An 11,396-nucleotide genomic window follows, 5' to 3' on the forward strand; every position below is an offset into this window, starting at 1 on the left:
TCATCATGATTTTCTATTTACGACTATTCCAAATAGCATAAAACCGACAAACAATACGAATGTACCTAGCATTAAATGATTAAATCCAGCAGCCGTTATGACTATATAAGGTGCAATTGTCAAATAAAATGATTGTGTAGATAATTGCCAAAAAGGTGTAGCAGCAATTAAATTTCGAGCTGCATCGGATCGAAGATCCGGATCTACTACATGTAAAAGCATCATTCCGGTAGCAGTTGAACCCGACCAGGACCCTAACATAACCATAGCATTTTCAAACCAATTATCTTTAATCCATTTTTTGGATAAAAACAAAACGAAGAATGTTGTAATAGATAAAGCAATGACTGAAATTACAAGAATAGGTACAATATATTGCACCACTACTACTAAATCTGTAGTTGCAACACTAATTGCAATTAGAAATTCTAAAGCTGTCGATCCGATATGTTCCAAACTTTCACCATCTACAAACGATGCTAGTGGAGTTTTACGAAGTATGATTCCAAATAACAATGCAACAAACATAGCAGGAATCGTGATGGCAAAGGTAGAGAATAACTCAACTTTATGCATGATATCTAATAAACCGTATCCTAATAAAAGAGTGATGCCAACAATTGCCACATGGATTGCAAGTGAATCGGTGGCAACGGAAGCCGTTAAACTTTTCATAAAAGTACCACGATTTCTTTCATGTAAAATTCCAGTCATTTCTTCTTCGCTAAGATTCCCGGCTTTACCACCAACTAACCATAAGCAACGAACTCCAATATTAATTAAGATAATTCCAATAAAGATACCCCATAACATTCCAAATGTTGCAAAAGAGTTTCCTACTGAAAACGCTTCATTATAATCCCAATATCCTACTTTTTGAAAAACACCAGCTACCGTACCCGGCAATCCATGGGCACCAAAGAATCCTGAAAATGGTAATAGGCTAATTCCATCATAAATATGAAATAGTTTTACAAATGTCATCGCAATCAAAATTTGTGATGCAATTACAACTGTCGATATACTAAAAACAGACAAGCACTTTTTTATCATCTTCTTATTAAAATGAAGATCGAGGAATTGGGTAATAAACAATATAGCCAACAATGGGTTCGCATATTCACTCACATGTTTAGACCAATGAATATAGTAAGGGCAAAATTGTCCTAATACATTGGGTCCCAATAGAAGACCAGTAATTCCAGCGATTACAGAAACTGGTATAAAAAATCGTTGTAAAAAACGTATTTTTGAACGTAATAACAACCCCAACAATAAAAGGAAACTTCCCCAACAAAAATCAATGAGTACTTCTTCAAATAACATTATGTTTTTCTCCTTTTCATAGAAGTTCGATCGAATCTGTAATCATGATACCGCTTACATTTAAAAAGGTGAAATATCAATATATTATGATTAGATAGCCTTAAGCTATAAAGCCCAAGAATAAACTATATAATATATTTAATCAATATGATTTTTGCTTAAAAAAATTTTCAATATATTCAATCATATTTAATGCATTTTTACTTAAAGTATGTCCACGTTTCCATATAAATGCCTGCCATAATTCCACCGGCTTTTTTAACGGACGGAATGTCAAGCCATCACTTAAATTAATATTACCAAAAGCATCTGTCACTACAAATGAATATCCCATCCCCATTTCCGTCATTTGCTGCATCAAATCACTTTGAGAAATAGTCAATATATGAGGAACAATATGACAAGCAGAAAATTCCTTTTCAATTTTTGATCGCACAATACTACCTTTAGGATATAAATAAACATTCTTGTGTCGTAATACATCTAAGGAAATCGTATTCATAGATTCTAAAACATCTCCTTTACGCATAATCAAACCCAGTTGACATTTTTGCACCAATTTTACTTCAAATTCTTCCAAATTTAGATGGTCCGGAAACAATGTATACAGAAAATCTAATCTCCCATCTTCCAATTCAAGTAAAGAAGATTCTAGAGTAGGCTCAGAAATATTGATATCTATTTGGGGGTATCTTTTTAAAAAACCTGTATAAACAAGAGGTAAAAACCAATTTCTAACATAAGAAGAACAGGCAATATTCAATCGATTGTTTCGATTGCTCTTAAGAAGGTTCATGTCACGGTATGCATCATCTACTGCTTGTAAAATATTATATACGTGCGACATAAATCGTTGGCCTTCTGATGTAAACTGCAACGGTTTTGATTTTCTTTGAATTAATTCACAGTTTAATTCTTCTTCTAATTTTTGTATAGCGTTTGTAATAGAAGGTTGCGAAATGTGATTTTCTTCAGCTGCTTTTGTAAAACTGTGAAGACGATAAATTGATTCCAAATAAATCAGTTTTTGAAATTCCATATTTTTTCTCCATTTCCGCAACTATTATACCCTTTCTATTTGACTCACGCAAAAAAATGGTCCATTTAGGACCAAATTATGGACTTGATAATTCCTGTTACCAACATAGTCCACAGGCAGTTGACAAAAAGTTGAGCTTAAGATTAAAGGATTTTACTGACGTATATGATTAGATTAAACCTGCCTGTGGATATATGGCACTAATCCATGTGAGATCCACCGTTTATATCGATTTCCTCACCGGTGATATAACTTGCTTCTTTACTAGCTAGAAAGACAATTGCTGCAGCTACTTCTTTTGTTTCTCCAGGTCTTCCCATTGGTATTCCATCAATCACCTTTTTCGCATCTTCACTTGGTAGTGATTTCCAAATTTCAGTGTTGATCAGCCCTGGGCAAACACTATTAATTGTTATCCCTTCATTCGATATTTCGCGAGAAAGATTTTTTGAAAAAGCTAATACAGCGGCTTTAGAAGCTGAATAATGAGCACCGCCAAAGACACCCCCTCCTCTTTTGCCGGAAACACTGGACAGATTTACAATACGTCCGTATTTTGCTTTTCTCATTACTTTCATAACTGCTTGTGTAACTAGAAATAGACCTATTACATTTACATTTAAGATTCTTTGATAATCTTCCACCGTCATTTCTGCTACTGTTACTTTTTGAGAAATTCCCGCATTATTGACCAATACATCGATCCTTCCATATTTATGCATAACTTGATCAACAAGACTTTCACACGATTCTTTTGATGTCACATCAAAAGTAACCCCTAAAGCATCGCCTCCCATCTCTTTTATTTCTCGAACAGTATTTTCAATTCCCTGACTATTAACATCAGCAATGACAACACTGGCTCCTTGTTCCACGAAACTTTTAGCAATTGTTTTTCCAATTCCTTTTGGCGAACCACTACCGGTTACTATGACAACTTGATTGGTAAAATCAAACATTATCGACTCCTCCTTATTATTTTATGTATTATTGATTCAATAAGTGTTTGGCACTCTTTACAATATTCTCTACAGTAATACCATTCATAGCTAATAAGCGTTCATACGGTGCAGACTGTCCAAACTGATCTTGGATTCCCATTCGATGTACCATTACATCGCCTGTTTCCGCAACATACTCCGCAACGGCACTGCCTAATCCATTTATTATATTATGATCTTCAATCGTTAAAATTCTTCCAGTTTTTCGTGCCTGATCTACCGCATGATAATCAAGTGGCTTGATGGTATGCATATCATAAAGCTGCGCATGTATTCCTTCTCTTTCGAGTTGTTCACAAGCTTGAATACCTAAACGCACCATATCACCATTCGCAATGATGGCTAAATCATTTCCAGCACTGAGCTGCTTTGCTTTTCCGATTTCAAAGTTTTCATTTTCCGGATATATTTGTTCAATTGCATCTCTAGTAAAACGAAGATATACCGGACCATTCCAACGGGCAGATTCTCGAACTAACTTTCGTGCAGAATGATAATCTGCAGGCATGATCACTGTCATATTTGGAATGGTTCTAAAAACACCCATATCTTCAATGCTTTGATGACTGGCTCCATCATTTGCCGGAGTTACTCCACCATGCGAACACGCAATCTTTACATTTAAATTAGGATAACAGATTTCTTGTCGTATCATTTCTAACATACGTAAAGATCCAAATACGGCATACGTAACCACAAACGGAATCTTTCCACATGTTGCCATACCTGCCGCAACACCTGCACAGTTTTGTTCAGCAATTCCAACATTGTAATATTGATGAGGTAAAGCTTTCTTGAAAGGTGCTGTCTTACAGGACTTTCCGATATCGGCATCAATTACAACAATGTTTTTGTCTTCTTTGCCTAATTCGACAATTTCATCACCAAACCCTTGTCGAGTCGCAATTTTTTTACTATTACTCATATGGCATACTCCTACTCTCTTACATATTGTGCATCAAGCTCATTCATGGCTTGTTTATATTCTTCTTCATTCGGTGCCACTCCATGCCATCCTACCTGATTTTCCATAAAAGAAACTCCTTTTCCTTTAATAGTTTTACCAATAATAGCTTTTGGCTTTCCATTTCGTTTGCTTTTACAAGCTTCGATCGATACAATAACACGTTCCATATCATTACCATCGATTTCAAAGACATCCCAACCAAACGATTGTAGTTTCTTTCCTAAATCTAAGTTTGGCATTACTTGATCTGTAGTTCCGTCTAACTGTAATCCATTTTCATCAATGAACGCAATTAGATTGTCTAAATGGTATTTATGAGCCGTATTCATAGCTTCCCATATTTCACCCTCTTGCATCTCTCCATCACCAATCACAACATAGACATCAAAGTTTTTTTCATCGGCTTTGCCAGCCATCGCCATTCCAACTCCGCAAGCCAATCCTTGTCCTAAAGAACCTGTTGAAATATCAATTCCAGGACATTTCTTCATATCTGGGTGCCCTTGTAAAATGGATCCTTCTTTTCTGAGTGTATCTAATACTGCTTCATCAAAATATTCTTTTGTTGCTAAAGCAGCATATTGAATTGGACATACATGTCCTTTTGATAATATAAAACGATCACGATCTTCCCATTTAGGATTTTTTGGATCTATTTTCATTTCTTTAAAATAACAAGCTGTTACAAATTCAGCTGCAGATAATGAACCGCCTGGATGCCCAGATTGCGCTTCATAAATCATTTTTATGACTTTTTTACGAAGGTCTGTTGCCTGATTTCTAAGCTGATTCACAGTAACTTCGTTCATTTTTCTTTGCTCCTTTCAAACAGTAAGGAAACTATCCTTATTGCATTACAGTTTGAACTATAGTTTTTGATATAGGAATACTGTGATGTTCATGATGTTCAAATCTGTAAATTAACGTGATAATTTTCTTCTTTTGAAGTAAACAGTTAGGCCCTTTGTTTCTTCCTATCTGTACAATACTACCGGACAAATGAAATGTGAAATACCAATATATAATGTTTCCATAGCTAAAAACTATGCAAAAAAAAAGATCTTACCTTGTAATCAAGATCAGATCTAATTCTTTATATAATAACAAAAAAAGCCTTTCGGCTTTTTTATAATTAAGCAATGATTTTCTGTGCGCGAAGTACTTCTTCGATAGCAGCAATTGCTTCTTCTTCGTCTTCACCAGAGCAGCTGATTGTGATTTCAGACTGTGTTGGGATTCCTAAAGACATAACACCCATGATTGATTTCATGTTTACTTCACGTCCTTTGAAAGCCACGTTGATTTCACTTTTGAATTTGCTGGCAGCGTTTACAGCCACAGTGGCAGGACGAGCATGTAATCCTACTGGATCAACTACAGTTACAGTAACTTGTTTCATTATAAATATCCTCCTAAAGTAAATCTAAAAATATTTTAGTCCATTTCCCTCAATAAATCAATACAATTTCAGTCAACTTGAAGAATGAAGAAACCATTCTCTTTCAGTGACCTGGCAAACTTTCCATCCTGTTGGATCAGACGACCACTAAAGGTTCCATCATATGTAAAGCCGACACCACAACTCGGCGAACGACTTTTTAAGATCACGATCTCTATTTTGTTTTCTCTTAAGATGGACAGCGCTTTCTCTACACCCTTTTCTAAAGATGACGTTACATCTTTTCCGGATTTAGTAATCACTTTGCCATCCAAAATTTCAATTGGTTCTCGTGGAATGGAAAAGCCGGCTAAGCATTCCGGACATACCGGTATCATTTCATGTTCTTTCAAGAACGTATCGAGTATATCCCTTTTGCAGTGGTTTCCGTCATAACGACACTTTTGACCGACCAGACATGCACTGACGGCAACTCTCATGAATTAGCCATCAATTCATCATATAACAACGAATATGTTTTGGCACTGTTGGCCCAGCTTACATCCGTATTCAACGCATTAGTCTGTAAGATCTTCCAATCTTCTTTACGGTTGTAATAAACATCGATTGCATAATATAACGTGTTCATCAATTCATTGGAATCATAATGCTCAAAGCTGAATCCGTTTCCGCTCTTATCGTATTCGTTATATGGATTGACCGTATCTTTTAACCCGCCGGTTTCACGTACTAGCGGCAATGTGCCATAGCGCATAGAGCAAAGCTGTGAAATACCACATGGTTCAAATAACGATGGCATTAAGAACAGATCGCTGGCGGCATAGATACGATGTGCTAAGCTTTCGTTGTATCCATAGTAGAAACAAATCTTTCCTTTGTTTCCGTTTTCCAAATCTCTGAGTTTGTTTTCGATCTGGCTTTCGCCACTACCTAAGATGACTAACTGAATCGGTGCCGAACATAAGGCATCCAACTGCTCCATCATTAAATAGAAGCCTTTTTGCCATGTCAATCGACTGACACATCCTACCAACATGACGTTTTCATCTTCTTTTAAGCCCAGCTCTTTCTGTAAAGCCAGTTTGTTTTGTTTTTTCTGTTTCTCAATATTGACCTTATCAAAGTGATACGGAATCTCCGGATCCGTTTTTGGATTCCATAAATTGATATCAATTCCGTTTACGATACCCCACAGATCGTATTTACGCATATTCAAAATGGCTTCTAAGTGTTCCCCATACTGTGGTGTCAAAATCTCCTGTGCATATGTTGGAGAAACAGTTGTCACCTTATCCGCATATAAGATTCCGGACTTCATAAAGGAAATTCCACCATCAAAGCGAACATTTCCATTCTCCAGCAGATAATAAGGAAGCCCTAAACAACTATCCAGCATTTCCGGACCAAAGTTTCCCTGATAAGCCAAATTATGAATCGTATAAACGAATCGAATACTGCGATAACGCGCATCATTATCATGCGTTTCTTTGACCATACAAGGAATCATTCCGGTATGCCAGTCATGACAATGAATGATATTTGGCCAGTAATTCAGTTGATTCAACATTTCAATCACAGCTTTTTGGAAATACGCAAAACGTTCTCCATCATCGTCATAGCCATACAACGTATCTCTTTCAAAGTATCCCTGATGTTGAATGAAGAAGAAGCATACATCCCCTTCCATCTTGGAATAGACACGTACCGGTACTTCATGATACGCGATGGAAACGGAAAACTCACAGTCAAAATACAATTCATCCATGTATTTTTCCGCAATCTTACGATATAAAGGCATAACAACTTTCACTTCATGCCCCTGTTGTGTCAAAGCAGCCGGTAAAGAACCGATTACATCCGCAAGTCCACCGGTTTTAATAAAGGGAAGCCCTTCACCTGCAACCATTAAAATTGATGCCATTAGATATTCTCCCTTCTTCCGATGTACAAAGGTTCTTCTTCTGTACCTGCTAAATCTTTTTTCTTCACGATCTTGGCGTATTTATCCACGATCACATTCTTTAAAACCGCATTATCTCCAATCGTTACACCCGGCATGATCAAGCAATTTTCCACAACGGCATTTTTACCGATCTTGCAGGCACGGCCTACGATCGAATTGACAATCTGACCATGTACTTCACAACTGTTGGATACAAAAGAGCCTACCGCACTTCCACCGTTCAAATAGATAGCCGGTGCACTGTCGTTGGTTCTTGTATAAGCCGGCCATTTTGGATTGGAGAATTCACGCATATTAGCTTCATCCAAGATTGCCATATTACTGTCAAAATAAGATTTCAGATCATTGATGCAATAAACACCACCACGGAAGTTTACCCCACGGATATCCATATCTTTACAATGATCATTGACAATATCCTTAAACCAGTACATACTGCTGACCTTTGTTGCCTCTTTTACAAGCGAAACAAAGATTTCTTTAGACATGATATAAGTCTGTAAAGACAACTGACGATTTTTATAATTTCCTAAGTTGCTTTCAATGCTCAACACACCTTTTTGACGATTCATCTGAATCACATCACAGTTGATGTAATGATCTTTGGCGTTGTCCACATTCTGATACAACATGGTGATTTCTGCTCCACTTTCCATATGCTGATCTAATAAATCGGCATAGTTTGCCATGTAAATCATATTGACCGGTGCAATGATCACATAGTCATTGTTGTTTTGTTCGATAGAATACAACTGATCATAATAGCTTTGTACATCCGATACATATTTCACAGCCCCATCTTCACGATACAATGGAATCAGCTCGATCTTTCCATGTTTGGAGTTGATATTATACTGACGTCCACTGCCGATATGATCGATCAGGGAACGAGGATTTCCATTGACAAAAACCTTGATATCATGAATGCCGGAATTGGCCATATTTGATAATGGAAAATCCACCAGACGATAACGTCCAATAAAGTTAAATGCCGCAATTGGGCGATATTTTTGAAGACCTCTTACATACACATTCGGGTCATTGTAAGTCACGATACCTAAAGCATTACACATCGTCGGTTACTCCCCTTTCTTTACGCGTTTGGAAATCAACGCGATCTCTTCACTGTCTGGTGATCCCACAACAGCACCCGGGTCGATCTTAACACCATCCGCCACAATAGCACGATAGACTTTGGCACCTTCACCAACACTTACGCCCGGCATCAAAACAGCCTGTTCGACAACGGCATCTTTATCCACGGTTACATTGTGGAACAAGACAGAGCCTTCTACATTTCCTTTAATGATGGCTCCCTGATTGATATAACAGTTCTTAACAGAACCTGTTGGAGATACATAATGTGGAAGTGTCGGAATATCTTCTGTATAAATCTTCCATTCCGGATCATCCAAATTCAACTCATTGGATTTTGTAAGCAGATCCATATTGGCTTCCCACAGAGAATCAATCGTTCCTACATCCTTCCAGTAACCTTCAAATTTATAAGCCTGCAGCTTTTTGCCCTGATTTAAGAAAGAAGGAATAATGTCTTTACCAAAGTCATGATGACTTCCTTCTACATTCATATCGGCAATCAATTCTTTACGCAGATCCTTCCAGTTAAAGATGTAGATACCCATACTGGCCAGGTTTGATTTTGGGTATTCCGGTTTTTCTTCAAATTCAACGATACGACCTTCTTCATCCGTATTCATGATACCGAAACGGCTTGCTTCTTTCATTGGAACCGGAAGTACGGCAATCGTACAGGCAGCACCACTTTCCTTATGCAAAGAAAGCATATTCGCATAATCCATTTTATAAATATGGTCACCGGAAAGAATCAAAACATGTTCCGGATCAAATGTATCGATAAAGTCAATATTTTGTGTAATGGCATCTGCGGTTCCCTGATACACATCAAATTTTGTTCCATCTTTTTCACGTGGCGGAAGTACATAAACGCCACTTCCTCTTGTATCCAGACCCCAGCGTTGTCCGGCTCCGGCATAGGCATTCAACATGACGGATTCATACTGTGTCAAAACACCTACGACTTTGATTCCTGAATTCGCACAGTTGCTCAGGGGAAAATCGATGATTCGATACTTACCACCGAAATAAACGGCCGGCTTTGCGTTTTTCTTTGTCAGATCCAATAAACGCGTACCACGCCCACCCGCTAAAATCATTGCGAGCATATTATTTTGTTCCATACTCATCCTCCTATATAACATAAGCGTCTTACTTAATTAAAAGTATATCACTTTTTCGTAAAATTTAAATGTTTTTACATCAAAATGTATGCGTTTTCAATGTAAAGACTATGTAACAAAAAGAACCTGATTTTTTACCAGGTTCTTACAATTTATCGATTCATTTTAGATTTATAACACAATATCATGCCAATACCGAGCACTAAAGCTAGTGACATCAATCCAGCCCATACGATTGGATTTGTTTCATAAGCTGTATTTGTAGTTTTTTCTTTCTTCACACTCGCTTCTTTATCGGGAGTCGTTTTATGGCTGGTTTCATCTTGTGATGAAGTATTTTCATCTTCTTTTGATCCATCTGGATTGGATGCATCCGTTTGATCATCTGATGAATCGGTATCCGATGGGTCTTCGTCCTTTATGTCTGTAATAAAGACACTTCCAAAAGCATTCACAACAGCATCTCCGACAGGACGAACACTTGTACTTCCTGTATCATCCGTTACTAATTCAAAGAAAATATCACCTTCTTTATATTGATTATCTAATTGATAGCCTTCCGGAAGTAGAGATTGTATTTCTTTGTAATCAATCTTATTATCTGAATTTATATCCAATTTTTCAAAAACTAAATAGCTTTTATCAAAGGCTTGTTTATCGGATAAGAAAGTAAAGTTGAAGAGATGGCCTTCTATTTCACCATCATCTTTTTGCACATGAACTGCGATTTCGCCATTTTGTATTTCCCATACTTTTCCTGTAATCACATATTCTTCAGGTATCTCCCCCATATAATAGCCATAAGGATTCATCGTTACATATTCATAACTGGATGGCCATAGTATTTCGCTTTCACCTACCAAATTTCCATCTTTAACATCTACGTACTTAATTTTAATAGGTATCAAATCATTTTCAGCATTCTCCTTATCCCATTCTCCTTTTTGCACTGGATACGTGTAAAAAGAATCTTGGCCAGGTTTAGCAACCCATCCTAAACCGCCTAAATATGGTGGAAAAGAATACCCCTCTGGTAATCCATTTTCCATAGCTTCCTGTATTGTTTCTGTTACATTTGGCTTAAAAGTATATGTATTCAATACTTCTCCTGTAACCGCATCAACATAGATAAAATGAAAAGTTCCCCAATCTATCACTTCATCTTCATTCGGAGTAGTTGCTGAATTTGTAGCATCCTCCGAAACAAGAGGTTGTTCTTCTAAACCATTTACATCTGTTGTTTCTTTGTTTTCTGTTGTAATTTCATCTGCATCATCCGCAATGTTTTCTTTATTTGTTTCATCTAAATTTTCTGAATTATCAACATTCGATTCATCTAAATGATTAGAAACATCCACCGTATCTATACTCTCAGTTTCAGTTTGTGCATATACACTCATACCTATTGTGCAGATCATAGATAGACTTGTCGTTGCCGCCAATGCCACTTTTGTAAATTTCTTCATATAAAATCCTCCATTA

11 protein-coding genes are annotated in these 11,396 nt (G+C 37.0%); all 11 read right to left on the reverse strand.

The window, feature by feature from the left end; all coding sequences use genetic code 11:
- Positions 1-3 precede the first annotated feature (3 nt).
- The 11 genes from ACTQX6_RS05620 to ACTQX6_RS05670 all read right to left on the reverse strand — a co-directional run bounded on the left by ACTQX6_RS05620 (position 4) and on the right by ACTQX6_RS05670 (position 11,380).
- Positions 4-1,326 carry a sodium/glutamate symporter gene (locus tag ACTQX6_RS05620; protein ID WP_320802777.1) on the reverse strand — a complete coding sequence of 441 codons (1,323 nt, stop codon included), beginning with the start codon at positions 1,324-1,326 and terminating at the stop codon, positions 4-6.
- A 142-nt stretch (positions 1,327-1,468) separates the two neighbouring features.
- Positions 1,469-2,365, reverse strand: a complete 897-nt coding sequence (locus ACTQX6_RS05625) for a LysR family transcriptional regulator (RefSeq protein ID WP_294688898.1) — start codon at positions 2,363-2,365, stop codon at positions 1,469-1,471.
- A 200-nt stretch (positions 2,366-2,565) separates the two neighbouring features.
- A complete protein-coding gene (locus ACTQX6_RS05630) occupies positions 2,566-3,324 on the reverse strand; it encodes an SDR family NAD(P)-dependent oxidoreductase (RefSeq protein ID WP_294688899.1) in 759 nt (252 codons plus the stop codon).
- A 28-nt stretch (positions 3,325-3,352) separates the two neighbouring features.
- A complete protein-coding gene (locus tag ACTQX6_RS05635) occupies positions 3,353-4,291 on the reverse strand; it encodes a transketolase family protein (protein ID WP_294688901.1) in 939 nt (312 codons plus the stop codon).
- Between the two features lie 11 nt (positions 4,292-4,302).
- Positions 4,303-5,142 carry a transketolase gene (locus ACTQX6_RS05640; protein ID WP_294688904.1) on the reverse strand — a complete coding sequence of 280 codons (840 nt, stop codon included), beginning with the start codon at positions 5,140-5,142 and terminating at the stop codon, positions 4,303-4,305.
- Between the two features lie 323 nt (positions 5,143-5,465).
- Entirely contained in the window at positions 5,466-5,732 is a 267-nt protein-coding gene (locus ACTQX6_RS05645; RefSeq protein WP_022789300.1) for a phosphocarrier protein HPr, read from the reverse strand.
- Positions 5,733-5,800: 68 nt separating this feature from the next.
- Positions 5,801-6,211: a DUF523 domain-containing protein gene (locus tag ACTQX6_RS05650; RefSeq protein WP_294688907.1), complete on the reverse strand. Its 411-nt coding sequence runs from the start codon at positions 6,209-6,211 to the stop codon at positions 5,801-5,803.
- Positions 6,208-7,653, reverse strand: coding sequence for a glycogen synthase GlgA (gene glgA / locus ACTQX6_RS05655; protein WP_195223074.1), 1,446 nt, complete (start codon positions 7,651-7,653; stop codon positions 6,208-6,210). The genes ACTQX6_RS05650 and glgA overlap by 4 nt, the downstream gene beginning before the upstream one ends.
- Entirely contained in the window at positions 7,653-8,768 is a 1,116-nt protein-coding gene (gene glgD / locus ACTQX6_RS05660) for a glucose-1-phosphate adenylyltransferase subunit GlgD (RefSeq protein ID WP_117445177.1), read from the reverse strand. The genes glgA and glgD overlap by 1 nt, the downstream gene beginning before the upstream one ends.
- 6 nt (positions 8,769-8,774) lie before the next feature.
- Complete coding sequence (locus ACTQX6_RS05665; protein ID WP_117445176.1) at positions 8,775-9,914, reverse strand: glucose-1-phosphate adenylyltransferase; 1,140 nt, start codon at positions 9,912-9,914, stop codon at positions 8,775-8,777.
- Positions 9,915-10,066: 152 nt separating this feature from the next.
- A complete protein-coding gene (locus ACTQX6_RS05670) occupies positions 10,067-11,380 on the reverse strand; it encodes a hypothetical protein (RefSeq protein ID WP_117445175.1) in 1,314 nt (437 codons plus the stop codon).
- Positions 11,381-11,396 lie beyond the last annotated feature (16 nt).

The organism is Faecalicoccus sp. LCP19S3_E2, from assembly GCF_052121255.1.
In the GTDB taxonomy this organism is placed as follows: domain Bacteria; phylum Bacillota_I; class Bacilli_A; order Erysipelotrichales; family Erysipelotrichaceae; genus Faecalicoccus.

Excerpts from the sequence above, each read along its gene's own strand:
- glgA (WP_195223074.1), bottom strand. The coding sequence starts at position 7,653 with ATGGCATCAATTTTAATGGTTGCAGGTGAAGGGCTTCCCTTTATTAAA.
- ACTQX6_RS05665 (WP_117445176.1), bottom strand. The coding sequence starts at position 9,914 with ATGGAACAAAATAATATGCTCGCAATGATTTTAGCGGGTGGGCGTGGT.
- ACTQX6_RS05670 (WP_117445175.1), bottom strand. The coding sequence starts at position 11,380 with ATGAAGAAATTTACAAAAGTGGCATTGGCGGCAACGACAAGTCTATCT.
- ACTQX6_RS05635 (WP_294688901.1), bottom strand. The coding sequence starts at position 4,291 with ATGAGTAATAGTAAAAAAATTGCGACTCGACAAGGGTTTGGTGATGAA.
- ACTQX6_RS05625 (WP_294688898.1), bottom strand. The coding sequence starts at position 2,365 with ATGGAATTTCAAAAACTGATTTATTTGGAATCAATTTATCGTCTTCAC.
- ACTQX6_RS05620 (WP_320802777.1), bottom strand. The coding sequence starts at position 1,326 with ATGTTATTTGAAGAAGTACTCATTGATTTTTGTTGGGGAAGTTTCCTT.
- ACTQX6_RS05650 (WP_294688907.1), bottom strand. The coding sequence starts at position 6,211 with ATGAGAGTTGCCGTCAGTGCATGTCTGGTCGGTCAAAAGTGTCGTTAT.
- glgD (WP_117445177.1), bottom strand. The coding sequence starts at position 8,768 with ATGTGTAATGCTTTAGGTATCGTGACTTACAATGACCCGAATGTGTAT.
- ACTQX6_RS05645 (WP_022789300.1), bottom strand. The coding sequence starts at position 5,732 with ATGAAACAAGTTACTGTAACTGTAGTTGATCCAGTAGGATTACATGCT.
- ACTQX6_RS05640 (WP_294688904.1), bottom strand. The coding sequence starts at position 5,142 with ATGAACGAAGTTACTGTGAATCAGCTTAGAAATCAGGCAACAGACCTT.
- ACTQX6_RS05630 (WP_294688899.1), bottom strand. The coding sequence starts at position 3,324 with ATGTTTGATTTTACCAATCAAGTTGTCATAGTAACCGGTAGTGGTTCG.